The 26,261-nt window shown below is 55.7% G+C and carries 22 protein-coding genes; 14 read left to right on the top strand and 8 right to left on the bottom strand.

Features of this window, described 5'->3' with window-relative positions:
- The first annotated feature begins 23 nt into the window (after positions 1-23).
- Positions 24-773, top strand: coding sequence for a hypothetical protein (locus tag EYR88_RS08735; RefSeq protein ID WP_242632496.1), 750 nt, complete (start codon positions 24-26; stop codon positions 771-773).
- 88 nt (positions 774-861) lie between these two features.
- Here the strand turns inward: EYR88_RS08735 and purB are convergent, their stop codons facing one another.
- Positions 862-2,271 (bottom strand): adenylosuccinate lyase, encoded by a 1,410-nt coding sequence (purB, locus tag EYR88_RS08730; protein ID WP_131089252.1) that lies wholly within the window; start codon positions 2,269-2,271, stop codon positions 862-864.
- 139 nt (positions 2,272-2,410) lie between these two features.
- On the opposite strand from purB, the gene EYR88_RS08725 reads away from it, so the two are divergent.
- The gene (locus tag EYR88_RS08725; RefSeq protein WP_131089251.1) at positions 2,411-2,683 is read left to right on the top strand and encodes a hypothetical protein; all 273 of its coding nucleotides are present in this window, start codon (positions 2,411-2,413) and stop codon (positions 2,681-2,683) included.
- A 2-nt stretch (positions 2,684-2,685) separates the two neighbouring features.
- Positions 2,686-4,041, top strand: coding sequence for a hypothetical protein (locus tag EYR88_RS08720; protein ID WP_131089250.1), 1,356 nt, complete (start codon positions 2,686-2,688; stop codon positions 4,039-4,041).
- A gap of 97 nt (positions 4,042-4,138) precedes the next feature.
- On the opposite strand, the gene EYR88_RS08715 is transcribed toward EYR88_RS08720, so the two are convergent.
- Positions 4,139-4,525 carry a phage holin family protein gene (locus tag EYR88_RS08715; RefSeq protein ID WP_131089249.1) on the bottom strand — a complete coding sequence of 129 codons (387 nt, stop codon included), beginning with the start codon at positions 4,523-4,525 and terminating at the stop codon, positions 4,139-4,141.
- Positions 4,526-4,607: 82 nt separating this feature from the next.
- On the opposite strand from EYR88_RS08715, the gene EYR88_RS08710 reads away from it, so the two are divergent.
- The 8 genes from EYR88_RS08710 to EYR88_RS08675 all read left to right on the top strand — a co-directional run bounded on the left by EYR88_RS08710 (position 4,608) and on the right by EYR88_RS08675 (position 15,034).
- Complete coding sequence (locus EYR88_RS08710; RefSeq protein WP_131089248.1) at positions 4,608-5,723, top strand: histidinol-phosphate transaminase; 1,116 nt, start codon at positions 4,608-4,610, stop codon at positions 5,721-5,723.
- Positions 5,724-5,844: 121 nt separating this feature from the next.
- Complete coding sequence (gene pdhA / locus EYR88_RS08705; protein ID WP_131089247.1) at positions 5,845-6,987, top strand: pyruvate dehydrogenase (acetyl-transferring) E1 component subunit alpha; 1,143 nt, start codon at positions 5,845-5,847, stop codon at positions 6,985-6,987.
- A complete protein-coding gene (locus EYR88_RS08700) occupies positions 6,988-7,965 on the top strand; it encodes an alpha-ketoacid dehydrogenase subunit beta (RefSeq protein WP_131089246.1) in 978 nt (325 codons plus the stop codon). It abuts the gene before it with no gap.
- A 21-nt stretch (positions 7,966-7,986) separates the two neighbouring features.
- Positions 7,987-9,402, top strand: a complete 1,416-nt coding sequence (locus EYR88_RS08695; protein ID WP_131089245.1) for a dihydrolipoamide acetyltransferase family protein — start codon at positions 7,987-7,989, stop codon at positions 9,400-9,402.
- Positions 9,403-9,539: 137 nt separating this feature from the next.
- Positions 9,540-9,974 carry a carboxymuconolactone decarboxylase family protein gene (locus EYR88_RS08690; RefSeq protein ID WP_242632495.1) on the top strand — a complete coding sequence of 145 codons (435 nt, stop codon included), beginning with the start codon at positions 9,540-9,542 and terminating at the stop codon, positions 9,972-9,974.
- Positions 9,975-9,982: 8 nt separating this feature from the next.
- Positions 9,983-10,900 (top strand): sigma factor-like helix-turn-helix DNA-binding protein, encoded by a 918-nt coding sequence (locus EYR88_RS08685; RefSeq protein WP_131089243.1) that lies wholly within the window; start codon positions 9,983-9,985, stop codon positions 10,898-10,900.
- Positions 10,901-10,958: 58 nt separating this feature from the next.
- Positions 10,959-12,458 (top strand): hypothetical protein, encoded by a 1,500-nt coding sequence (locus EYR88_RS08680; RefSeq protein WP_131089242.1) that lies wholly within the window; start codon positions 10,959-10,961, stop codon positions 12,456-12,458.
- 14 nt (positions 12,459-12,472) lie between these two features.
- Positions 12,473-15,034, top strand: coding sequence for a hypothetical protein (locus EYR88_RS08675; protein WP_131089241.1), 2,562 nt, complete (start codon positions 12,473-12,475; stop codon positions 15,032-15,034).
- A gap of 39 nt (positions 15,035-15,073) precedes the next feature.
- Here the strand turns inward: EYR88_RS08675 and EYR88_RS08670 are convergent, their stop codons facing one another.
- On the bottom strand, positions 15,074-17,140 hold the full coding sequence (locus EYR88_RS08670) for an alpha/beta fold hydrolase (protein WP_131089240.1): 2,067 nt from the start codon (positions 17,138-17,140) through the stop codon (positions 15,074-15,076).
- A 280-nt stretch (positions 17,141-17,420) separates the two neighbouring features.
- On the opposite strand from EYR88_RS08670, the gene EYR88_RS08665 reads away from it, so the two are divergent.
- Complete coding sequence (locus EYR88_RS08665) at positions 17,421-18,191, top strand: hypothetical protein (RefSeq protein ID WP_131089239.1); 771 nt, start codon at positions 17,421-17,423, stop codon at positions 18,189-18,191.
- A 576-nt stretch (positions 18,192-18,767) separates the two neighbouring features.
- On the opposite strand, the gene EYR88_RS08660 is transcribed toward EYR88_RS08665, so the two are convergent.
- The 5 genes from EYR88_RS08660 to EYR88_RS08640 form a co-directional block, all read right to left on the bottom strand.
- A complete protein-coding gene (locus tag EYR88_RS08660) occupies positions 18,768-20,246 on the bottom strand; it encodes an amino acid permease (protein WP_131089238.1) in 1,479 nt (492 codons plus the stop codon).
- 14 nt (positions 20,247-20,260) lie between these two features.
- On the bottom strand, positions 20,261-21,676 hold the full coding sequence (locus EYR88_RS08655) for an aspartate ammonia-lyase (protein ID WP_131089237.1): 1,416 nt from the start codon (positions 21,674-21,676) through the stop codon (positions 20,261-20,263).
- Between the two features lie 46 nt (positions 21,677-21,722).
- On the bottom strand, positions 21,723-22,718 hold the full coding sequence (locus EYR88_RS08650) for an asparaginase (protein ID WP_207306480.1): 996 nt from the start codon (positions 22,716-22,718) through the stop codon (positions 21,723-21,725).
- Positions 22,715-23,419, bottom strand: coding sequence for an FCD domain-containing protein (locus EYR88_RS08645; RefSeq protein WP_131089236.1), 705 nt, complete (start codon positions 23,417-23,419; stop codon positions 22,715-22,717). Before EYR88_RS08645 ends, EYR88_RS08650 begins: the two co-directional genes overlap by 4 nt.
- Before the next feature lie 141 nt (positions 23,420-23,560).
- On the bottom strand, positions 23,561-24,511 hold the full coding sequence (locus EYR88_RS08640; protein WP_131089235.1) for a beta-ketoacyl-ACP synthase III: 951 nt from the start codon (positions 24,509-24,511) through the stop codon (positions 23,561-23,563).
- Positions 24,512-24,758: 247 nt separating this feature from the next.
- Between EYR88_RS08640 and EYR88_RS08635 the strand changes: the two genes are divergently transcribed.
- Both EYR88_RS08635 and EYR88_RS08630 read left to right on the top strand, forming a co-directional pair.
- On the top strand, positions 24,759-25,589 hold the full coding sequence (locus EYR88_RS08635) for a metallophosphoesterase (RefSeq protein ID WP_131089234.1): 831 nt from the start codon (positions 24,759-24,761) through the stop codon (positions 25,587-25,589).
- A 63-nt stretch (positions 25,590-25,652) separates the two neighbouring features.
- A complete protein-coding gene (locus EYR88_RS08630; protein ID WP_131089233.1) occupies positions 25,653-26,213 on the top strand; it encodes a histidine phosphatase family protein in 561 nt (186 codons plus the stop codon).
- Positions 26,214-26,261 lie beyond the last annotated feature (48 nt).

Here is a 26,261-nt window from a genome sequence, read left to right as displayed (position 1 = left end):
TATGAGGAGTGATAGTCGTGTCCATGTTTAATAAATTGATCCGCAAGGGCAAGCAAATGGCCGGCGAGTACGTGCGCGAGCAACTCAATGAGCGTAGCTCTAATGGGTCGCAACGTTCGCGTGGCAATGCTCCGACTTATGGACAGCAGCAGCAGTCAGGCTACGGCAATCAGGGCTACTCCAATCAGAACTACGGCAACCAGAATTATGCCGGTCAGCAGACGGCGGCTTCTGGGGTTTCGCGAGAAGACCAAGCAGCTATCGAGAAGTACAAGTACATGCTGCGCACCGCTCCACCTCAGGATATGGAGCGTGCCCACACTGAAGCTTTCTCACGGCTGACCCCGCAACAGCGTGCGTTGTTGCAGAATGAACTTTCCGAACAATTGCCGGCGGCAGAACGACCAGTTAGCGATCAGCCTCAAGACTTGGCCCGCGCTGCTACTCGCGCCGAGGTATCGCGTCCAGGGTTCATGGAGAAAATCCTAGGTTCTGGCTCGGGACGCTCACGCATGGCAGGTGGCTTGGCTGCCGGTGCCGGTGGACTCGGTGTAGGTCTGCTCGGTGGTGTCGCAGGTGCCTTCATTGGCACCGCGGTTGCCGGACCATTGCTGGAAGGATTCTCCGGAATTGGTGAAGAATTCGGTTCGCTCACCGAAGGCTTGGGCGACACTATCTCGGGCGCAGGAGAACAGATTTCCTCTGCTGACTCAGGAATCTTGGGTGACTTCCTCGGAGATACTGGCGGAGATTTCGGCGGTTTTGAGTTCTAACCAGCACTAGTGCAAAGACAATAAAAATGGAACGGTGCCGCAGCATTAGCTGCGGCACCGTTCCATTTAACGACTTAGTCGTAGAAAATTACTTCTTCAGGTGGTCAACCAGCTGCGAAGCAATGCCGTTGTAGGTGCCAGGAGTCAGTGACTGCAGGCGTTCCTGCGCTTCTGCGGACAGACCCAGCTCGCCAACAAATTCCTTCAGGCGCACTGCATCCACACGGTGTCCGCGGGTCAGGTCCTTCAGACGCTCGTATGGGTTGTCCATGCCTTCAACGCCGGCGATAGCCTCGGCGCGCATAACCATCTGGATAGCCTCGGCAAGAACTTCCCAGTTGTGGTCCAAATCGTCAGCCAGTACAGCCTCGGCAACGTCCAAACGGTCAAGACCCTTGGCAACGTTGGAGATAGCAAGCACCGAGTGACCAATGGCGGTACCGATGTTGCGCTGCGAGGAGGAGTCGGTCAGATCTCGCTGCCAGCGGCTGGTGACCAAGGTGGAACCCAAGGTGTCCAGTAGGCCGTTGGAGATTTCCAAGTTCGCTTCAGCGTTCTCGAAACGGATTGGGTTGACCTTGTGTGGCATGGTCGAGGAACCGGTGGCACCTGCCACTGGGATCTGTACGAAGTAGCCAATGGAGATGTAGCTCCACACGTCGGTGCAGAGGTTGTGCAGAATGCGGTTGAAGCGCGCGATATCTGCGTAGACCTCGGCCTGCCAGTCGTGGGATTCGATCTGGGTAGTCAGTGGGTTCCAGGTCAGACCCAAGTGCTCAACAAAGCTGCGGGAAACCTGCTGCCAGTCGGCGGATGGAACCGAAGCGTAGTGAGCAGCGTAGGTACCGGTGGCACCGTTGATCTTGCCCAAGTACTCGGTCTTCTCGATACGGTCCAGCTGACGGGTCAAACGCCATGCAAGTACTGCCAGTTCCTTGCCCAAGGTGGTTGGGGTCGCTGGCTGGCCGTGGGTACGCGAGAGCATTGGAACTTCGCGGGACTCTTCAGCCATCTTGGTGATCTGAGCTACCAGGTCGCGGGCTGCTGGCAGCCAAACTCCGGTGACGCCGCCCTGAACACCCAGTGCGTAGGAGAGGTTGTTGATGTCTTCCGAGGTGCAACCGAAGTGGACCAATGGCTTGAGGTTGCCAATGCCAATAGCTTCTAGACGGTTAGCGATGTAGTACTCGACTGCCTTCACGTCGTGAACGGTCACTGCTTCAATTTCAGCCAGTTCCTTCACGGACTCTGCGTTGAAGTCGGTGACGATCTTGCGTAGGGCCGCCTTCTGCTCATCGGTGAGCGGGGAGGTGCCCGGAAGAACGGAGTTGTCGGTCAAATGGATCAGCCATTCAACTTCAACGTGAACACGATCGCGGTTCAGAGCCGCTTCGGATAGGTAGTCAACCAGCGGTGCCACGGCGCTGCGGTAGCGACCGTCTAGGGCAGTTAGTGCTAGTGGTTCATTAGCAAGGGAAGTGCGCGCAATCTCAGCCATACTCATATTCTTCCATCCCTCGCCGTCCATCACATCTTTTACATCCGACAGGTTTCCACAACGGGGAGCATTCCTTGGTTCTAGCTAACCTCTCGCGCTCATGATGAGGATCAAGAATCGATTGATAAGGAGCAAGAAAATGATGTTCTCGGCGACGTTGGACTCGATGGCGTTTCAGCTGGATGATGCTCAGAAGACTACGAGATTTGCCATTACTCAGCTTGATTCCATTGGGTCATTGACTTGGCAATCTCAGGCTGGACAGGCCTTTTATGATCGCGTAGTTAATCTGAGCTCATGGCTTGAGAAGCTCAACCAGGTGCTGGCTGACGCCGAGGGTTACATGAGCAGTGCGACACGTGAGATTCAGGAGCTGGAACTAGAAATCATGAAGCAGAAATTGGTCTTCTGATCATGGGGTATGAAGTCAGTTACAACGAGTTTGATTACGCCAAGGCCTATCTGGTGTGTCAGAAGGTCACCCGAGATCTTGAAGAAGTTCAAGAGCGGGTCAAAGCAGCGCAGCGTGCTGCGGAGCAAAGTCAACATCGGCTCAGCGCGCTGGGCATGAGTGTGTGCAAAGTTGTGCGTAGCCCGAGCCTTGACGTCCTGGCCTCCAAATTGGTTGGGGGACTGGCGCTGGTTAACCTCTCCAGTCAGGACAGCAAAGACATCACCGCGACTATTGGTCAGGCCCGCGGGAATTACGAAGCGGCGGAGGCCAGAGTTGAGCATGAGATTCTCTTGACCTCCGTTCCACACGCGATCGCCGAGATTTTTTCCGGGATGAAAGACAACGACATGCGCCCGCCCACCGAAGATATGGAAACGGCGCTCCGGCTGATGATGTTCTTCCGCATAGATCTGACTTCGGGATGGGGGCAGACTTTTGGGCAGCAAATCGTGAACCAAACCAAACATCTTGCAACAGTGCTTCGGCATTTCAGAAACCAGCAGAACAAAGAAATCGTGATTACGCAGAAAGATCCACCTGAATACGTCAGCGTGGACGGCGGGTTAGACAGCTACTACGAGTTACACAGCATGCTTGAAGACCAAGGACCTGAAGAAAATGGAAAGTTCATGGTCGTGCAGACCGATAAGGACAGTTATATCGTTATGCTGCCGGGAACTCAGGACGGACGAGAATACGAGTCGCCGTTTGATGATGTGGGCGTAGGGGATGGCTTCGGGTATGAGTCCGAGAACTACGCAGATGCCATAGCTCAAGCTCTAGAAGACAGCGGAGCCAAAGATGGGTCCGAGGTGACGTTCTCGGGTTATTCTCAAGGCGGTATTCACGCCGCGCAGCTGATGAAGAACAAGAAACTGAAGGGCAAGTTCAAACTGAACAAGATGATTACCTTGGGCTCGCCAATAGCCAGTATCGACATCCCGGATGACGTGCGCAGCTTGTCCCTTGAAGATAAGAAAGACATGGTTCCAGGCCTAGATGGCACCCCGAATAAGAATCGTGGGCGTCACCACCTCACCACGATTTTTGATGGGCCAAGCGAACGAATCAAACGGCTCACTCGTGAGGAATCCACTTTCGGGACACCCCACAAGCTCATCAACTATGGAGATCACCTACAAGAACTTGATCTGGACACTCGGCCAGAAGTCAGGGAGCGGCTTGATGCTTTTCACCTGCCGAGAACTCCGATCAAGACACAAAAGTTCAAAATCCAGCGAAAGCCCAGGACGATGACTAAGGAACAGCAAGAAAAGGTCGTCAAACATCTCGGCACCATCTCGCCCGGGCACTAAATAGAGGACGGCGTGAGGAGGCAAAAAAGAAGGTGGCTTCCAATGGAAACCACCTTCTGTGCAGCTCAGCGAAGTTGCTGTGTTTAGTTTTTGCCGTTTAGTTCTTGTCGCTCTTGACGAACAATCCCAGCACTGCCGAAATGATCGCAATGATGATGGTGCCGGCAATGGCATCCCACCAGAAATGTTCGATAACAAATTCGATGGGCGTGAAAGTTGTCAGCCATGAAGTCAGCAGCAGCATCAGTGCGTTGATCACAATGGTGAACAAGCCCAAGGTCAAGCAGGTGATGGGCAGGGTGAAGAACTTGACGATTGGGCGAACTAGGGCGTTCACCAAACCGAAGATCACTGCGACGATCAGGTACGCGATGGCGGTGTTTACTGCACCGTCGCCTACGGCGCCAATCTGCAGGCCTGGGACAATCCAGACTGCCGCGGCCAAAGCCAAAGCATTAATGATGACTCGAATCAGGAAGCTCATGCTTTAACTCTGGCATAAAAAGCTGAGACAAGAATGTGGGATGGGTGTAATCAGCCTTGAATTGCGTACTAGGCTTTGAAGCATGACTGAGAATCCGGTGACCCCAGGCCAGGTGCAGCCACGTCCCGTTGTTGCACGTTTACCAAAGTACGCAGCGGGCAAGCCACCAAAAGTGGTGGAAGGCATTACGCCCTACAAGCTCTCGTCGAATGAGATCCCTTTTGGACCGCTTGAAGCGGTGCAGCAAGCGGTCATTGAGCAGAGCAACTTGAACCGTTACCCGGATCCGCTATCGAGCAAATTGCGCGAAGCACTCTCTGATTACTTGGATGTGCCAGCCGAAGATATCGTGACCGGGGCTGGTTCCCTCGGTGCGCTGACTCAGATCCTGAATACCTTTGCAGGACAGAATGAAGATGGCATCCAAGATGAAGTGATCTACGCTTGGCGATCCTTCGAGGCCTACCCGATTCTGGTTCAGACTGCGGGTGCTCTTCCTGTTGAGATCCCGTTGCTTGAGGATGGTCGCCATGATCTTGAATCAATGATCGCGGCCGTGAACGAAAACACATCGGTGATTCTCTTATGCACCCCAAATAACCCAACGGGTCCAATTCTGACTCAGGCCGAAGTTGATGACTTCCTGGCCCGGGTGCCCAAGAACGTCCTTGTGGTTTTGGATGAGGCTTATATCGAGTTTGTCCGTGATGAGAAATCCGTGGATGGAATTCATACCTACAACGAGAATGAAAACGTGGTTCTGCTGCGTACTTTCTCTAAAGCTCATGGTCTGGCTAATCTTCGCGTGGGTTACTCGGTTGCCCACCCATCAATCACCAACAACATTCGTGTGATGGCTACGCCGTTTGCGGTATCCAGCGTCGCCGAAGATGCAGCGGTGGCGTCGCTAGAACATATTGATCAAGTTCTGGAACGCGTTGAAGCGTTAGTTCAGGAGCGCGAACGAGTGGTTGCTGCCTTGGTAGAACAAGGCTGGAATATTCCGTCAACACAGGCAAACTTCGTCTGGCTCCCACTGGGCGAAAAGACCGGGGAGTTCGTTGAGCGAGCTAATGCTGTGGCGCTTTCGGTGCGCGGTTTTGCGAACGAAGGTGTGCGAGTATCCATCGGTGAAATCGAAGCGAATGATCGATTCATTGAACTGTGCAACGAATCACGGGATTTGGCGGACAGCTGATCGGACTCGTTATCTCGCGTTTTAGCGGTCAATAGCTATAGGCTTAGGAGTTAGACAAGCCGTATATGTCCCATGCGGAATGTATTCCGTCTGGGGCATATTTATGATCAAAGGAAGATAAATGACGCGTGCTGCTACCGAGGCGACGGAGTCGGATCTAATTCAGATCCTGACCCCGGACGGCCAGCGTCACTCCCACGAAACGTATGACGCGTATCTGGGTGACGTTGACGATCAGATGCTGCGCGGTTTCTACCGCGACATGGCAATGACTCGCCGTTTTGACCAAGAAGCCACGGCGCTGCAGCGTCAGGGCCAACTGGCGCTTTGGGTTCCGCTGCGCGGACAGGAAGCAGCCCAGATCGGTTCGGGTCGTGCCACCCGGCCGAACGACTATATCTTCCCTACTTACCGCGAACACGGTGTAGCGCTGACCCGCGACGTTTCATTCTCGGAGATGCTCCGCCTCTTCCGCGGCATTTCCGGTGGCGGTTGGGATCCTCGGGAAAACAACTTCCACATGTACACCATGGTCCTTGCCGCACAGATGCCACATGCAGCTGGCTACGCCATGGCGATGAACATGGAACAGCATGGCTGGGACGAAGAGCGCCGTGCAGCCGAAGGCAACGCAGTCGTAGCGTACTTCGGTGACGGATCATCCACCGAAGGTGAAACCCACGAGTCCATGGTCTTCGCCAACTCGTTCAACGCCCCAGTGGTGTACTTCTGCCAGAACAACCAGTACGCCATCTCTGTGCCATTCGAAGTGCAGTCCAAGGTCCCATTGGTCAACCGTGCCATCGGCTACGGCATGCCTGGTGTACGCGTTGACGGCAACGACGTCTTGGCCGTTCTTGCAGTAACTCGTTGGGCACTGGAACATGCCCGCAGTGGCAAGGGACCGGTATTGATCGAAGCGGTGACCTACCGACTCGGTGCACACACCACCGCCGATGATCCCACCAAGTACCGCATGAGCGAAGAGGAAAAGCAGTGGGCTCCCAAGGATCCGCTGATTCGACTCGAAACCTACCTACGCGAAAACAACCTCGTTGATGAAGCGTTCTTTGAACAGCTTTCCACCGACGCAGACGCAATGGCAGCCAAGGTCCGTGAAGACGCCATGGCCTTCCCTGTTCCACCACTGGCGAAGTCCTTTGAACAGGTTTATGCAGAAGCGCATCCACTGATCCAGGAAGAACTGGCCTGGCACTTGGAATATGAAGCAGGATTCGCTGATGCGGCCGAGGGAGAGCAGTAAATGACCACCACAATGACCCTGGCCAAAGCAATTACCTCCGGCCTGGACAAGATTCTTGAGAGTGATGACAAGTCGTTGCTCATGGGTGAAGACATCGGACGTCTTGGTGGCGTTTACCGTGTCACCGACGGACTGATCACCAAGCACGGCGCACATCGTGTGATCGATTCACCACTGGGTGAAGCGGGCATTGTTGGCACCGCGGTGGGCATGGCCCTTCGTGGATTCAGCCCCATTGTTGAGATCCAGTTTGATGGTTTTGTTTTCCCTGCCTTTAACCAGATCACTACCCAGCTGGCCAAAATGCACGCACGCTCCGAGGGACGCTTGACTGCTCCGGTCGTCATCCGCATTCCTTACGGTGGCGGCATCGGTTCCATTGAGCATCACTCGGAATCCCCGGAAGCGCTCTTTGCCCACACCGCAGGCCTACGCATCATCACCCCATCCAACGCACACGACGCCTACTGGATGATCCAGCAAGCTGCCGCTTGCCAGGACCCGGTGATCTTTTTTGAACCTAAGCGCCGTTACTGGCTCAAAGGTGAAGTAGATACCGAAACTCCGGCCTTGGATGCATTCAAAGCACAGGTAGTTCGCCCAGGTACCGACGCCACCATCGTGGCTTACGGTCCACTGGTACCAATTGCCTTGGCTACCGCGGACGCTGCGCTGGAAGATGGCCGCAGCATTGAGGTCATTGATCTTCGCTCGATTTCACCGATCGACTTTGACACCATCACCGAGTCGGTGCAGAAGACCGGACGCCTGATCGTCACCCACGAGGCTCCGACCTTCGGCGGTATTGGTGGCGAAATCGCTGCTCGAATCACCGAACGTGCTTTCCTTTCATTGGAAGCTCCGGTACTGCGTGTTGGTGGATTCCACATGCCGTATCCAATTTCCAAGGTGGAGTCCCAATACCTGCCGGACATCGACAAGTTGCTTGAAGCCCTCGACCGGTCCTTCGCTTACTAAAGCGGAACCCAAGGAGTAAACATGACAGTCTTTAATCTCCCCGATGTGGGCGAAGGCCTGACCGAAGCGGACATTGCTTCCTGGAAGGTCAAGGTCGGCGACACCGTCGAGGTCAACCAGATTTTTGTGGAAATTGAAACCGCAAAGTCACTTGTTGAATTGCCGTGCCCGTTTGCCGGTGTCGTCACTGAACTGCACGCATCTGAGGGTGACACCGTATTGGTGGATCACCCGCTGATCAGCATTGACCAAGACGGCAATGCGGCGGCTCCAACTGGCATTCCAGAACGTGCCGAAGTGCAAAGCGCCGAAACGCCTCAGGCCTCGGAAGAACCCGGCCCGTTGGTGGGCTCCGGTCCTACCGCTGATTCGTCGGTACGCCGCACCCGAACCAGCCGCCCAGCACCATCGGCCGCTGCACAGCGTTCGAATGCTGTCCGGGCATCAGGATCTGCACTGGCTGACACCATCTCGCGTCGTGCCCAGTCCTTGGGTACTGCAGTACGCGGAGAAGTAGACCGTCGTAAGCCAGCAGTGGCCAACTTTGTTGACCGCGTGCTAGCTAAACCACCGGTGCGTCGTCTGGCCAAGGACTTGAACATTGACATCAATGATGTGGTGGGCACCGGAACCGAAGGCGAAGTCACCCGCGATGATGTAAACAGCTACCAGGCTCAGCGCGAGGCCGAGCACGCAGCAGCACCAACCTACTGGGCTCACGGCCAGTTGGCTGACGCCCGCGTAGAGCGCACCCCGGTGCGCGGTGTCCGCAAGGCAACCGCCAAGGCGATGGTTGACTCAGCCTTTACTGCTCCGCATGTATCGATCTTTGTTGACGTGGATGCCAGCCGCACCATGGAATACGTGCAGCGACTGAAGAAGTCTCGCGACTTTGAAGGCATCAAGGTTTCACCGTTGCTGGTGCTAGCTCGCGCAGTTATTTGGGCTGCAGCACGTAACCCGTCGGTGAACGCCAGCTGGGTTGAGACCGAAAATGGTGCAGAGATTCACCAGAAGCGTTTCATGAACTTGGGCATTGCTGCGGCAACCCCACGTGGGCTGTTAGTTCCAAATATCAAGGATGCCCAGGACCTGAACATGAAGGAACTGGCTATCGCACTGAACGATTTGGCTGCAACCGCTCGTGCAGGCAAGACCCGTCCAGAAGATATGCGAGATGGATCGCTGAGCATCACTAACATTGGTGTGTTGGGCATCGACACCGGTACCCCAATCATCAACCCGGGTGAGGTGGCCATCGTTGCCTTCGGTACGATCCGCCAAAAGCCTTGGGTTGTTGACGGCGAAGTGGTCCCACGCTGGATCACCACCCTGGGTGGTTCATTCGACCACCGTGTAGTGGACGGTGACCTGTCGGCTCGCTTCATGGCTGACGTCGCATCGATCCTGCAAGAGCCAGCCATGCTGCTGGACTAGTTAGCCCAGAACAGCCCCAAGGAAAACTTTCAAAAAGTTTTTCCTTGGGGCTGTCACGTTTAATGCTTCTGAATCGACGGAGTTATAGAAGGCAGAAACCTGCCGGAGAGTCGATTTCCAGGAGGCGCACCATGCGCATGAACCTCAACAAAACCCACAACAAGGGCTACGCCGCCGTACTCGGTTTAGAGTCCTACGCCAGTACTTCGATGCCTAAAGACCTCTACGAACTGGTCAAGTTACGGGCTTCAATCCTTAACGGTTGCTCCTTTTGCACAGACATGCACTCACATGATGCATTGGAAATAGGCATCTCCGCAGCCAAGCTCTTTGCCGTCGCCGCCTACAACGATTCACCACTATTTAGTGATGCCGAACGTGCTGCCCTGCGCTTGACCGATGAGGTGACCCGGCTAGACCCGTCAACCGGAGTCAGCGACGAGGTGTGGAACGCGGCGGCCGAGGAATTCAGTGAAGAAGAAATCGGCAACTTGATTTTTGCGATTGCCACGATCAACGTCTGGAACCGCATTGCCATCACCACCCGAATCGAACCACCAGTACGCGGCTAGCTGCCTTCATGACTGATACGATCGGGCGCGTGGAGCAACCAGAGACCGACGCAGTACTTGCGCACTGGCAGGCTGAGAAGCCTCGGCTGACCGTGCTGGCCTACAACATGCTCGGCGTCTGGGCCCAAGCCGAAGACATCGTCGGTGCCGTCGGTGAACAAGTGTTCACCATGGCGCCGACCTCGGCAGCACAAGTGCACAATTGGCCCGGATTCCTCACCACGCTCACCACCAGACGAGCCATCGACGTGCTGCGTTCGGCCCAGCACCAACGAACGCAGTATGTTGGCTCGTGGTTGCCCGAGCCAATAGATCGGGCAGTGCTGCCGGAAGACGCTGCAATTAACGATTCAATGCTCAGGCTGGGAGTTCTCCATTTACTCGAAGAGCTCCCTGCTTCATCAAGGGCCGCATACGTGCTGCACCACGCCATGGGGTATACGGCCCTGAACATCGCCGAGGTGCTCGAAACCAGTCCGGGCGCGGTGCGCCAAATGCTCAGCCGGGCTTCCAAGAAGCTAGGTCAATCACCAGCGCCCGAACGCGAAGACACCGGGCTATCGGCAATGCTCAGTCAGATTGTTCAAGCGATCCACCAAACAGATGCTGAAGGCGTAGTCAGGCTATTAGCCCAAGACGCGGCGCTCTACTCTGATGGCGGTGGAAAGGTGCGAGCTGCGATTAACCCAGTATTTGGAGCGCGCCGGATTGCTCGTTTCCTCATTGGTATTGAGCGGAAGAACCCGGGACGGAACATTTTCTCGGGACAGGTCAACGGTGAACCAGCGTTGCTTTTCACTATGGAAGGCCGACGAGACGTTGTGATCATTGATATCGCTGAAGGTGTGATTCAACGAATTTTGCAGGTATCCAATCCTGAGAAGTTAGGTCAAGTAGGACGCAACTGGACTCCACTTCCACGCTAGATCTGGCGGTTTGTCATGACGCCGAGTTAATCAACCTCTTGTTGCTACAGTTGAGTCCATGACTCGCACTCGTACCGCTCTGCCGTTTCGTTTCTCAGCGTGGCTGGGCAGCGCCATCATCTTGCTCGGCGGTGGCGTCGGGGCAGTTGGTATTCCTGCTCAAGCCAGTGTCCCTGCAGCGAGCTCAGAGTCTTCGCAGCCCGTCTACCCCTCGGCTTCGCCTAGTGATGAAGAAGAAGACGATGAATCAATTCTGATCCCTACTGTCACTTCGCAAGAGGGCAAGTTCTATCTAGCGGTGACAGATGCGGCCATCGATAACGTTGATTCAGAAAAAATCATGAACGAGGTCCGGGCCGCGGTGGATGACCAGCATGCCAAGATTCTTCTTGGCGTGGATCAGAAGCCAAATAACCTCAAGGGCGCAGGCCAATTGGTGCGCGGCATGCTGCTGTTTGGCGACACCGACGCGCTCAGTGATGACTGGCTGGAAGATGGCAAAACGCAGGGCTACGTCGGTGCCGGGTGGATAGTCATCGGTGTGATGCTTCCGGAAAAGCCCGGAGGTGAAGTTGAAGTATCTGTTGACCCCGGACGCAACGTAAGTGAAGTTGATCCCGGAAGCAAACAAGAAATAGTCGACGCAGGCAAAGAACAATTTGCCGCCGGAAACTATACGGAAGGAATCAGTGCGGTAGCACTGTCTTCCACCCAAGAGCTCGACGCACCACTGGATCAGAAGATCTCGTTGAGCATCGCCTTGGGTTTTCTTGCCGTGATTGCCTTAGCCATCGTCTTTGTTGCCTTGAGATCTAAACGCCGCAAGGCACAACAGGTTGCAATCGAACAACTCGGTAAGGACTCAGAGCGGTGGGAAAACTCGATCCAGCGACATCTGAAAAAACTGCGCGATTCCAAGATGGAAAGAATAGAAACCACGCAGAATCTCAGCAGCTCTAGGGCAATCGGTGAGGTTCAGTCACAGCGAGAGCAAGCGTTGCACGAAGGTCCTGGAACTAGTGTGGTGCACACTGATGAGAACTCAACAGAGCAGCTATCTCCAACGCAGGCACGCGCGCTAGAACAAAAAGCTGAAGAGCTCAGACTCCTAAGCCGGGCAGTAGAGGTGTCCAACAGTTTGACTGGTGGGCCGCGGGCAGCGCTGCCTATCTGGAATCAAATTATCAGTAAGCATCAAGAAGGAATAGAACTGCTTGTTGCCTTCCTCGACGGTTCTGGAACAAGCCAGCTAGAGGTCTCCCGTGCTGCGCGCACCATCATCGTTACCCACACCGATGAGCTAGAACAACTTCGTGCACTGACCAAGGAAAAGTCCGCAACGCAGTCGGCATTGCCACTTCTTCAAGACTTCTGGGTCTTGCGAGATGAACTCGAAAATGTGCTGGCCTCCTGCCTAAATGAGGCGGCTAGCGGGCCAGCGAGACTAGAACCCAAGCTGGCTGCGAAAATTCGCGGGCTACTGACAAACTCTGAAGTTCAGGATGATGATCCGATTTCAGTGCTCCGCAGGTTCGTACCGGAAAGCCGGGGCAACTGATGCGAGCACGGTTGATGCATGATTCTGAGGGTCGGCGCCTGCGCCGGCCCGTCCATTGGGCCGCGATTGCTTCGCTCTTCATGGCGCTCATAACCGCACTGTTGGGTGTGCGTGCCGCCGTTGCGGTGCACGCGGCGAGCGTGCCGCTTCCTTATGAAGTGACGGTAGAGATCCAAGGCAAACATGACTACAACATCACTCAACAGCGTGTTAATGCGCAACTGGCCGCACACCCGGTTCGATCATCAAAGCCATTAAAATTAGTTCTTGTTGATCGCTGGCTTACTGCAGATGAAACCCAGCGCGCAATGGTCCCTAACGGTCAGGTCCTAATTACCTCGAAAATGGATCATCTGAAGACCGAGAACTACAAGATCGATGAACGTTTCAGCGGTGTCGGGATAGCTCATGACCTGGCGCCAAACGATGATAAAAACTCAGACATGCGTTATGACATCCACGACGCATTCAAGTCCAACGTATCGGTCGGTCATGGTCCAAAGGCTGTCATTGCGGCGGCAGACACAGCAGCAGTGTTACTAGATGATTCGCAGACAAGCTCACCGATTTTCTGGTTTTCTTTAGTGGGCTTGAGCGCCATGGTGACCGCTGCATTTCTAGTGACAGCACTGCGTTTCCGATCTCGCTGGGAATCACGCCGTCGTCGGTTGACCGTGGCGCAGCGAAAATTGGCCCGCGTGGTTTTGGACCTTGAAGCCTTGGAAGCAACCTATGTAGCTGCTGAAGAATCTCGTCGCCCGAAAGGTTTCACCGAAGCCTGGGAACAGCTACAAGAAATGTCTCTTAGCGCAGCACGTGGTGAAGACCCGCTGGTTATAGCTGTGTATGACCGCCAGACATCGCTGAGTCAAAAGACCGGTGACGAGCTAACTGCTTTCGAAGCGATGGCACGCAAGCTGACGGCCTTGGCGGATAGTCTCATGGGTGCCGGCTCGGTGCATGCGAAGTTGGCCGGCACCGGATCCACCATGGACAAGCTGAGCACTCCGATCAATGATGCGGCCACCGAACTTCTCATCAGACTCGAAGATGCACCGGGCAAGATGATCTCTGGCGAGGATCTTCAAGGATTACGTGACTCGTTAGGTGCACTTCTCGATGCAGCCCAAAAGGACTCACCGCAGAGCGACGCCGTCAAGGCCTGGTCTGCGGCGGAGAAGAATCTGGCCCGGCACACCAGTCAGATTATTCGGCGTCTACGGCGCTATCCTCACGGCACGCGCCCTGCGGTTCAAGAAGTTAGTGCTGAACACAATCAGTTGCGTTCCACCTTGGGCCTGCCGCCGGTTTCCGCCAACGGAGCGCTGAACCAGCTGAAGACCGCAAACTCCTTAGCCAGAGCCATTCTCGGAGACACCCTGAGTACGGATCAGGCTTCTCAACCGGCTCAGGATTCATCGGCTGGTTGGCTGAGGAAAGTGGCCGGGCAGATCAGCGCACGAGCTAGTCGAGGCGAAGAACCAAGCAAAGCCCGCACCATCAAGATCGTTGCATGGTTATCAATACTGTTCTGCGGTTCTTTGATAGCAGCCGGAATCATTACCTATCAGGTGAGCAAAAAACCTCAGAGCAACTATGACGGTACTGGCCGGGGCATGGTCTTAGAGATTGATGACAAAGCAGGACTGGTCGATGAAGCCGAAATTCGACGGTACATGGAGGAAGACTTTGATCAGGAACAGCACCTGTTGGTTGCTGTCCGTGATGCAGAGTCCTACCTGAAAATACAATCGATCGAAGGTTCAGAATACAGAGAGTCAACGGCTGAAAGTGTGCGTTCAGCTATTTGGCGAATCAGGAACGAATATCAGGATCGTGCGGATTCACAAAGTAAAGAGTTGCCCGAAGGCCTAACGATCATTCCCTTGTTGATTACGGACAAAGGTCGAGGGATCGTGCCAGGGCTGATCTCTGGCACGGTGCTCAGCGGAAACGCATCGTGGGGCTCAACCACCGCGTGGGATTTCGGAAGTATCACCGAATCTAGATATCCGTCCATGGAGGTTTCAAATGAAGCCGGGGACTTCGCCAGGGTGCTGGAACGAGCAGAATACGAAAAACCCGATTTCAGCGTAGCTTTACTGTTCTGGATTCTGACTTTCATGCTGTTCTTCACCGTGCTCAACCTTTTCCAGCTGATCCAATTCATCCTCGGCGCCAGTGGTCAGTTCACCCGATTCACTCGTGGCTCCCGTTCGCTGGAAAAGACTCGAAAGCGCCTGGAACATCTGGCACTGGGGCTGGAGGATTCACAGATCAATGCAGTGGCAGTCCTAGGAGCTACAACTTCCAGCCGTGCCGACGAAGCTGGGCAACGACTCTCTGAACGCGCCTTGATGATGGCATGGAGAGAAGCTGAAGAACTCTCATCAATGAGCCTGTCCCAACGGATGGGCTCGGGCTTCGCGGCTCGAACCACACACCTAGAACGTCTCGTGGCTTTGCTCGATGAGCGAGATGCTGATGTTGCCAAGCGGGCGCGTGAACTGGTGGTAGCCAGCCGCGGCGCCGGTGGAGATATGCCTGGGCAAGTAGTGTTGCCGGGGCAGCCATAACTGCCACCCCGGCAAGTAGCTAGAGAACTCGGGAACTAACTAGCCTAGAAGCTCAGGTAGTTCGCTTGGCTCATTTCCCAAGACCTTCTGGGATAAGAATTCGGTGACCACTTGGTACCAGATCTTGGCGTGCTGCGGAGTAAGGATCCAGTGGTTCTCATCCGGGAAGTACAAGAACTGGTGCTCGGTACTGCCATCTTCCTTTTGTGGCAAGCCTGAGTCAGCAAGAAGTTCGTACCAAAGACGAAGTCCTTCGCCGATCGGAACGCGGTAGTCCTTGTCTCCATGAATGACCAGCATTGGGGTGACAATATTTCCTACCGAATGATGCGGGGAATTCTGCTCGCGCATTTGTGGGCTCATCTCGCGAGTCCAGTAGAACGCCGCATCGGTGGTCTTGCCAAAACCTTCCAAAGCCCACAGGCTGGCGTGGGTGACGATGGCCTTGAAGCGGTCGGTATGCCCGGCCACCCAGTTGGCCATGTAGCCGCCGAAGGAACCGCCCATTGCGGCGGTGCGCGTTTCGTCGATATCCTCGCGGGCTTCGGTCGCATCGGTGATGGCCATGAGATCCGTGAAGGGCTCCTGGCCCCAGCGGCCCCAGCCGCGCTGGATGAAGTCCTGGCCGTAGCCGGTGGACAGGGCGGGGTCCGGCAGCAATACCGCGTAGCCTTGGGCCACCAGCAACCAGGGGCTCCAACGCCAGCTCCAAGCATTCCACGAACCCAGCGGACCGCCGTGGATCCAGAGCAGCAGTGGCGCCTTGTTCTGCGCCGAGGCCGTCTCCGGCAGGGCCAGCCAGGCGCGGACGGTGGAACCATCCTCGGCCGTGGTGCTGACCTCGGTCAGAGTGCCGGGAAGCGCGGGGCGCTCGGCGGGGGAGATCAGTAGCGTGGCTTCGGCGAAGTCGCCGGCTTCGAGCTCGTGGACGTGGGTCAGGTCCACGGCCACCGGCTCTGCCGGGTAGAGGTAGCTGGAACGCAGCGCGTAGGCGGTGCGTGAATCGCTGCTGATGGTGACGTCGGTGAAGCTGCCGTCATCGGTGAGCCGGGTGATCTTGTCGTTGTACAGGCTCAGGTGGAAGATCGGGCTGTGCCCGTTGTCATCCGCGGTGAGCAGCAGCGAACGCCCATTGGGCACCCACTGGATGTCGTTGACCCAGCGGTCCCAGCCATCGGCGATCTGGTGGGTTGAACCATCGGCCAAATGCATCAGCCACAGTTCGAAGACCGGGGCGGTCTGCGCAGTGGAACGGTGCCAGCGTGCGTAGGCCAGCTCCTTGGAGTCTGGGCTGATCTTGCCAATGGTGTATTCGTAGGTGTCATCCGGGCTCAACAACATTTCTTGTGCGCCGGTATGTAGATCGATACGCATCAGACCCGGTGCGCTGGAAGCTCGACCTTCAGGAACTTGCCATTCGGTGATCAAAAAATCACCGTTCGAGGCAACATCGAAGGCTGTTTCTTGCAGGTTGGCACCGATGCCTGGTGTCAGATCGGTGAGTTCTGCGCGCTTAGAATCTTGGACTTCAGGAAGGTTGCCCGAATAGAAGTGGGCAGTTGCTGGACCCAGATCATGGTCCCAATAACGCACCGGGTATCCGGTGTGCAAAATGGCGGAGACCTTTTTGTCTTTGCGGTCCGTGCGCAGTTTTTCTTCGGCTTCAAGGTCTTTGGCGCGGCTGTGGCCGCTGCTTTTTAACACAATGGTTTGCGGTGACTTACTGCAGACGCTTAGTGATTGCACGCCGGCCGGGTGAGAAATGGCCGGACGGGCTTCACCACCTGCCGCTGGTAGTAGCCATCCTTCAGGTTTGGCGTCGTCCTTGCTGGAACGTTTGGCCACGAATAGTAGGTCGCCGTTAGCGGTGAACTGAGGTTGGAATTCGCCGTGTTCGCCGAAGGTGAGCCGGCGCGCTGGCAACTGTCCTTTGGGGTCGATAGACCACAGTGCACTGTCGTAGCTAGTTTCATCCTCGGACAGGGTGCTCATGGTGGTGACCAATTGTGTTCCGTCGGGGGAGAGCGTCAATCCGCCGACGCGGGCTAGTCCGATGTAGCTGTCTAAATTATGAAATGAATGCTTAGAGTGTTCCACCTCACTCATCTTGCCACTGATAAGAGCCCGAAACTACTGTCGGGGCAAAGTTACGCTAAACCGATAATGTGCCAGCCGATTGAGGCGAAGGATTTCTGGACGATTCACGTAACCCACGCCTTGCCCCGATGTTGTTGAGTAAATGATCTTGACCTCCCGATTTCTGTCCAGAACCTGTGGCCAGGAACCTACAGTTAAGAACTTCTCGGCTTCTGTACTTTTGTACAGATGGAACCAGGCTGTCCGCCGGTAATTTTTACAGTATCCAGAAAATCTAGTTGGAGGATAAGTGAGAATTTCAGTCAAAAAAGTGTCAGTTGCCGTTGCTAGTTGCGCATTAACAGCGGGTCTCGCTGTCAGCATGTCACCGGCCTACGCAGCCACCTCAACAGTCCAGTCATCGCAGGCAAGGATCTCTGATGCGGAATCGCTCTTGGGCGCGGACGACCTAGAATATATCGAGAAATCATTCGAAAAGCTGAATATCCCTGTTGCTAAACAAAGTGCTCTTCTCGAAAAAATTTCATCAGGAAGAAAATTGGATTCTGAGACGATGAAATCGCCTGTGAAGGTCACCAAGGCATTAAATCCTGATGGTTCGCAAACCGTTACCAAATCTTGGGAGGATGGTTCGGCGATCAGTGAAACCGTATTTCCTGACAAGTCTGCCGCTGCTTCAACGGGTGGTTTCCCGCTAGCATTGCCTGCTAGCGTCAAGGGATGCACAACCAAGTACGAAGTAGGTATGACGCATAAAAGCAGTTGCCAGGTGTGGCACCAAGCAGTAACTTGGTCAGCAGGTTTTACGGCCAGCTTCCGTTATAGTCTGAGCAATGGTCATTACATCAAAAGTATTAGCAACCCCAAAACAGGCGGAATCGGGATGGGAAAAGGCTCGTTGAGCTACATCAAGCGCTCTGCATACTCAAGTCAGACGGCCAAAGCTCAGTTGAAGGCCCGACAAACCGTGAAAATTGCAGGAATACCAACTAGTCGCGATGTAGGAGTGATCCTAAACGTCAATACTGGTGGTGGCTCCACCTCATCGTTCGGTTCATGATCGAAGCATATTGAAAGAGAGTATTTGAAATGCAACCGTGGCAGATTGTCGTTGCAATAATCGCTATTGCTATCGTGACGTTCGTTGTCTTTTTGGTTCGACAATTTTTGGTGGGTTTTTCAGCTCGAGAAACGTCTCATCTGGACCGCGATTCACAGCGCCAGGAGTAGGACCACGCAATAGGTTCTGTTGAAGAAGGTTGGCGAAGTTTTCGACGAAGAGACGCCAGCCTTCTTCGATAGGTAGCGAGCGAATTTTTCCCTGCCAAGTGACCTTGTCAGACAGGTGGAGCGAACTAGCTTCTGGTAGACCAGCGGTTCCAAGAAAATCTGGACTTGCGATGAACACTCTGAGGACCAGCGGCGCTTCGAATAGCTTCGCAAAGCGCAACATCATCTTGTGCCGATTGCACCAGTAAGTCGGGGTTATGCGTCGCGGGATTCAACGCTTAAAACAAGACCAGCAATTATCGGAGTCAGTACCTTGGCGGGTCTTTCAAAACAAAACAGCGGCCCGGGAAATCAGCTTGAAGCTGTGTTTCCCGGGCCGCAGTTTACGCGGTAAAAGCGAAGTCGCTTAGACCTCGTTCGCCGGCGCTTTGGCGTTCATGCGAGCCTGTGCCAGCTCGTTGATACGGCCACGGCATAGGTACCAGCCACCGATGATCATCGGAACGATGATGACCAATGAAGCGATGGTCCAGGTGCCAACAGGGGTATCGAAGGCCATCATGACCAGCACCATCACCAAGAAGGCCAGCGTGACCCAACCGGACACCGGTGCCCAAGGCATGCGGAAGCTTGGTCGATCTTGCTCACCACGCTTGACGGACTTCACCAGGGCCATCTGGCACAGCACGATCATGCCCCACGAGGCGATGATGCCAATGGCAGCAAAGTTCAAGACGATCTCAAACGCCGCAGCCGGAACAATAGCGTTGAGGATAACGCCGAGCACAGCAACTACCGCGGTAATCACGATGCCACCGTATGGAACGCCAGCTTTGTTCATGCGGCCTGCGAACTTTGGTGCCGAACCGTTTAGCGACATGGAGCGCATGATGCGACCGGTGGAGTACAGGCCAGCGTTCAATGAGGACAGCGCTGCGGTGAGCACCACGAGGTTCATGATGACGTCCATGCCCTTGACGCCAATGGAACCAAAGAAGGTTACAAATGGTGACTCTCCGGAGCTGTAAGCGGAGTAAGGAAGCAACAGCGAAAGCAGAACCAGCGAGCCAATGTAGAACACAGCTATACGGATGATCACGGTGTTGATGGCCTTAGGCATAACTTTCTCGGGGTTCTTTGCCTCACCGGCTGCGGTACCAATCAGCTCGATCGAAGCGTAGGAGAAGACCACGCCCTGCATCAGAACCAGCACCGGCATAAAGCCGTTAGGCAAGATGCCACCGTTGCCGGTGATCAGTGAGAAGCCAACTTCTTGGCCCTCAACCGGGGTACCGAAGATGACAAAGTAGCAACCGATGATCAAGAAAGCTACCAGTGCGATGACCTTGATCAGCGCAAACCAGAATTCCATCTCGCCAAAGGCCTTGACCGAAATCAGGTTCAAAGCCAGCACCACGGCCAGCGCTGCCAGCGCCCAAACCCACTGTGGCACCGCGCCGATCCAGGCGACGTACTTGCCGAAGAAGCCCATATACAAGGCGACCGCGGTGATGTCGACAATCGCGGTCATCACCCAGTTCAGCCAGTACAACCAACCGGTGGCAAAGGCAGCCTTCTCGCCGTAGAACTCACGAGCATAGGAAACAAAGGAGCCGGTGGATGGTCGGTGCATGACCAGTTCGCCCAGCGCACGCAGAATCAGGAAGGCAAAAAAGCCGCAGACTGCGTAGCTGACCACGATGCCCGGGCCGGCATCGGCCAGTCGGCCACCGGCACCCATGAACAGGCCAGTTCCGATGGCGCCGCCCATGGCGATCATCTGCATCTGTCGCGAGGACAAGCCCTTGTGGTAATCATTATCGCCAGCGGTGAGCGCGGCATCAGGCACGTGCGGCGCTGTGGCGTGCGGGGTAGATGAGTCCATGAGGATCCTTGAAATTAGTCGGAGAGGTTTGCGAGGCGCTCAGGGGAGAGCAACTCATTGAGGTCTTGTGCAGAAAGCAACCCGCGTTCGAGTACTAACTCTGCCACGCCACGTCCGGTAGCCAATGCCTCCAGAGCCACCGAAGTGGATGCGGCATAGCCTAGGCGTGGGTTCAGCGCGGTCACCAGACCGATGGAGTTCTCCACCTCACGGCGTAACGCTTGCTCGTCAACGGTGATGCCGTCGATGCATTTCTCGGCTAGGGTTAAGCAACCATTGGTCAGGTGCTTAAGTGAAAGTCCGATGGAATGTGCGATCACTGGTTCAAAGGCGTTCAGCTGTAGCTGACCACCTTCGGCCGCCATGGTGACGGTCAAGTCATGACCGACCACCTGGTAAGCGATCTGGTTAACAACCTCAGGGATCACTGGGTTGACCTTGCCGGGCATGATCGAGGAGCCGGACTGCACCGCTGGCAGCTGGATGTCGTTCAGGCCAGCGCGCGGACCGGAAGAAAGCAGGCGCAGGTCGTTGCAGATCTTGGAGATCTTCAACGCCACACGCTTAAGCACACCGGACAGGTGCACAAAGGCGCCCACATCGCTGGTGGCTTCGATTAGGTCAGGGCTGGTGGTCAGCGGCAGACCGGTCAGTTCACGCAAGTGACGGCAGACGGCTTCGGCGTAACCGGCCGGTGCGTTCAGACCGGTACCGATGGCGGTAGCGCCCAAGTTGATTTCGGTCACGAGCGACAGTGACTCAGCTAGTCGTGCCCGGTCTTCACCCAGGGTGACGGCCCAACCGTGGAACTCTTGGCCCACGGTCATTGGCACAGCGTCCTGAAGCTGGGTGCGGCCCATCTTGACCACGGTGCGGAATTCCGCGGCCTTGGCGTTGAAAGAATCTTCGAGCACCTGCATCGCTGCCAGCAGCGGCTGGGTAGCAAAGTGGGTGGCGATGTTCACCGCGGTGGGGTACGCGTCATTGGTGGACTGCGAGAGGTTCACATGATCGTTCGGGTGCAGGAACTGGTAGTCACCCTTTTGGTGGCCCAAGATTTCCAGCGCCAGGTTGGCGATCACCTCGTTGGCGTTCATGTTGGTGCTGGTGCCGGCACCACCCTGGATGGGGTCAATGATGAACTGGTCATGCAGCGAACCATGAGCGATGGACTCGCAGGCCTGATCGATGGCACGGGCACGTTCTGCATCCAGCAATCCCAACTCGTGGTTGGTGCGCGCTGCAGCCTGCTTCACGCGCGCCAGTGCGCGGATCAGGTGCGGGTTGCCAGAAAGGTCAGTACCGGTGATGTTGAAGTTCTGCTTGGCGCGCAGGGTATGCACGCCCCAGTAGGCCTCCACGGGAATGTCGAGGTCGCCAATCAGATCATGCTCGCTACGCGTTTCGTCGCTGAGCAAGGTTTCAGACATGGTGAATGTATCTCCAAAAATGTAGTTGTGTGAGAAAAAGAGAAATCTAGAGAGCCTTGAGCACACCGACGGGTGCACCGCCACCAAGTGCTGGGCTGGTGGCCAGTTCGGCCAGGGCCGCGGGTGCTGCTTCGCCGAGGAACTCGGTGAGTAGCTTGATGGTGATCGGCATGCGTGCACGGTCCCCGCCGTCGGCGATTTTTACTGCCAGCGCGGTGCCATCGGGTAGTGCGACCGCCTGGATGCCTTCGAAGCCGTCTTTGGCTACGGCCCTGGGAAGTGCACGCATTAGGGCGGTGACATCGCGGCCCTCACCGGCCACCAATTCTGGGTGGGTGGACATCGCTTTGGCCACGCGGGCCTCGGGGGTGCCGGCCTTGGCAGATGCCAGGCGAGCAAAACCGCGGGCCAAACCAACAAGGCTGATCAGGTACACCGGGGTGCCGCAACCATCGGTGCTCACCCCGCTGATCTTTTCACCGGTGAGCTCTTCGACGGTGTCCTGCAGCATCTGTAGCAAACGCTCATCGTGCAGGTAGTTGGCGGTATCCCAACCCTTTAGTTCGCTCAGCGCTACCAGAGCTGCATGCTTACCCGAGCAGTTCTGTGCCAGCTGGGTAGCGGTGCCGCCCTGTGCCACATAGGCTTGGCGTTCGGCCACACCGTAGGGCAAGTCGGTGGAATTGCCCAAGGCCGTAGCGTCGAGGCCAGCAGCCTTCAGTGTGGAAGCGGCCACCTGCTGGTGGATCGGGGCACCGGAGTGGCTAGCCGAAGCCAGGGCCAACTGCTGGTCATCAAGTTCAAGACCGGCACGCAGCATGCCTACCGCGAACAGTGGCTTCAAGGCTGAGCGTGGGTAGTACGCAGCCTGCGGTTCGCCATAGCTGGCGCGGACCTCACCGTTGGCATCAAGCAGAACTGCCGAGCCATAGTGGATGGACTCCACTGCATCACCACGGGTAGCCACCACCAACGGCTCATGTTTGGCCAGCACCGGGTTTTCTAGCTGGGTGGTCTGCGGCTGGGACGGGGCGGGGTTCACTGATTGCTCCTGACGATGGTGGACACTGCGTGTTGTACTGCGGAAAGGTGATCACTCATGGCTTGGTTGGCGCCATCAGGATCTTTGGCTTCGATGGCCCGGAAAATGGCCAGATGCTCGTTTTTAGAAGGGTCTCGGCGACCGGCCACGAGGTTCACGGTTTCGGACTGGCGGGCCATGGCTTCGCGGATATCGGCTACCACTTTGGTGAACACCGAGTTGCCGCTGGCTTGGGCGATGGCGGCGTGGAAGGCTGCGTCTAGTTCTACCCAGGCGGCCGCGTCATCTTCCTGATCCATCTGCTCAATGAGCCCGCTGATGCGTTCTAGGTCTTCGGAAGTACGTCGAGTCGCGGCGAGCGTGGCGGCCGGAATCTCGATATGTGGGCGGGCTTCGAGTAGATCATCGGAGGAGAAATTACCCAGCTTGAGTTCGCGGGTGGGGCAGTGCGAAATAACAAACGTGCCACGGCCGGTTTCGGTCCGTGTCAGTCCAAGGGCTGCGCAGGAGCGAAGGGCTTCGCGAATCACCGAGCGGCTGACTTGGTAGCCGGCAGCGAGGGCGGCTTCTGAGCCTAACTTGCTGCCAAGTGGGATTTCTTGGGCTTCAATGGCCAAGCGGAGTGCGTGGAATACGGCTTCGGCAGCAGAGCGTCGCTCAATCGGCCGTTGTCCGGGTGTCCAGCTGTCTGACAGGTTCACGTTTACCAGTCTGCGGTGTGATCCACCCAACGTCAAGTTCGCTGGGTCACTAATTTTTTGCACAAAATTAGGGACTTGGTTCACGGCACGTAAACCAAGCCCCTGATTTGGGTAGATAGAAGAAAAGTCTTTTTCAGCTACTTACGGGATGGTGATGATTTGACCTGCGTAGGCCAGTCCGCCACCAAAAGCGAAGAGCAATACCTTGGAACCGGATGCCAATGGCTCATTCGATGCCATCATCTTGGACAAAGCCAGCGGCATGGAAGCAGCTGAAGTATTGCCCGAGTGAACCACGTCGGTAGCGACTCGTGCGTTCGGAGCACCAATCTTTTCGGCCAGGGGCTCAATGATGCGCAAGTTAGCCTGGTGCAGGACGATAGCGTCCAGCTCCTCTGGCTTCAGACCTGCACGGTCAATGATCTTCGAAGCGATCTTTGGAAGCTGGGTGACGGTCCAGCGGTAAACGCTCTGACCGTTCTGCGCGAACTTCATGTTGTTTTCGGTTTCAATGCGGACCGCGTCCGACAGGGAAGGAACCGAGCCCCAAACAACTGGTGAGATGCCGTTGTCTTCCGAAGCGGTGATGATGAAAGCGCCGGCGCCGTCTGCGGTCAAAACGCAGGTGGTGCGGTCGGTGAAGTCGGTGTAATCGGTCAGCATTTCCGAACCGATAACCAATGCCTTGGTGGCTGAGCCTGAAGCAATGGCGCCCTGGGCTAGACCAACTGCGTGGGCAAAGCCTGCACAAGCGACGTTGACGTCCAGTGCGGCTGGACCCTGGTCCATGCCCAATGCGTTGGCCACACGAGCTGCCATATTAGGCGAGCGGTCGGTGGCGGTGCAGGTGGCGACAATAACCATGTCGATATCAGCAGCGGTGATATCGGTGGCGTTGCCCAATGCCATCTCGGCGGCCTTGATAGCCATGGAGTCTACGGTTTCTACTCCGGTGCCCCAACGACGTTCTTCAATGCCAACGCGACGAGTGATCCACTCGTCGCTGGTTTCCACCAACTTTTCCAGCTCGGTGTTAGGGACGATGCGCTCTGGCTGGAAATGGCCAAAGGCGACGACTTTGCTGCCGGTCATGGATATAGCTCCTCGGTGGATTCAAATCTGCTCTTCTAAGGTTAGTCGTTTAATGTGCTACTCGCTGTTCATGTACCTCAGAATGCATGTATTGCTGGATACATCCGTGTATTTTGTCCTAATTCGTTCGGTTATCGAGAAGCTGGGATTTGTTAGGACTTCACATCGTGTCAGTTCCTTGTTCATCTCTTCTTTAGAACAGAACAGTTCAATGGAATGAACAGCAGCACGACGCGGGGAGGGAACGATGAAGCCACTGACAGTTATTCATCTGAGCGACACTCACCTCTGCCGCGACGGGCAATTACTCCACGAGACCATCGACTCGTGGCAGCAAATTGAACTTGCGCTAGAAGCAGCACGGGCGTTCTCGCCCGACGCGATTGTCCTCACCGGGGATATTGGGGACCGCGGAGCACCCATTCACTCTCGGGCAGCCAAACTGTTCAACGAGTTCCAAGAGGAACTGGGTTGTCCGGTGATCAGCATTCCAGGCAACCACGATCCAGCCCGAAGCATTGGAGCGGAATTTAATACCCGAAGACTTTCAACTGGACCTCACCCGGCCAATACCGTGCACGAGGTTATGGGCCTAAGAATTATTGGTCTAGTCAGTGGTGGGTACCAGCAAAGGCAAGGAGAGCTGGATCGCGCCCAGCTGCAATGGCTCGAATCGTTGCTGACGGTTCCAGCTCCGCGCGGTTCGCTCCTACTGATTCACCATCCCCCGGTGGAAGCAACCAGCGAGTTTAGAACCGGCCGAGGACTCAAAGATCCCATGGCATTGGCCGCGGTCATTGCGGGCAGTGACATCAGAGCCATCTTGTGCGGGCACTACCACCAGGCCGCAAGCAGTCAGCTACTAAATACTCCGGTATTCATGGCGCCGGCTGTCTCTTACAACATGAATCCATTTGCTTCAGATGAAGTTTTGGAAGAATCCGGAGCGAAATTTGCGCTCCTGCAATTGGGACTGAACACAGTGAACTGGTCCGGTGCTTCAAGCGATCAGTTCACCGGTATGCCACGGGACGTGGCCTTACCCGCTCCAGTCAGTATTCACGAGAACACTGACTGATCCACAGAGAACTTCGCGCCGCAGGAAAGAAAACTAGCGGTGCACGCCAGAAAGAAGAAGACGATGAGCGAACAGAAAATTGTATTGATCCGTCACGGACAGACCGAATGGAACAAAGCAGGCCGACTTCATGGACGAAGCGACTTGCCAATGAACGAAACCGGCGTACGCCAAGCCCAACAGCTGGCTCAGGAATTTGCCATACGGGGCCCGTGGGCCGCCGTGTATTCTTCGCCGCTCTTCCGGGCATTACAAACTGCTCAGATTATTTCCAAGGGAATCGGCACCCGTGCACTGTACGAAAACCCTGAACTCATGGAACAAGACTTTGGCGACTGGGAAGGCAAGCTTGTTGGCCATCCTGTTGATGAGCAGCGACAGCTACACATTGGTTCCGGCGAAACTGAGAAGCATCTTGTGGAGCGAGCGGTCAACGCCTTGTTCAAGATTTGCCAGCAACACGCAGGCGATAATGTTTTGGTAGTCAGCCATGGAGCACTGATCAGCTCTGTACTTAGCGCATTGACCGGTGAATCTGATCCGCAGGTAGCCAATGGAACCTATCGCGAACTAGATGCGCGGTTGCTGAACAACTACGTGTCCCGAGAACCACTGAGCCACTAAGAGGGACTGCACTAAATAGGTCCGCGGGCTGGTCAGGAGACCAACCCG

Source organism: Arthrobacter sp. S41 (assembly GCF_004320535.1).
Taxonomy (GTDB): Bacteria; Actinomycetota; Actinomycetes; order Actinomycetales; family Micrococcaceae; genus Glutamicibacter.
Note: the sequence above shows the minus strand (reverse complement) of the source record. Positions and strands in the feature narration are given on the sequence as shown.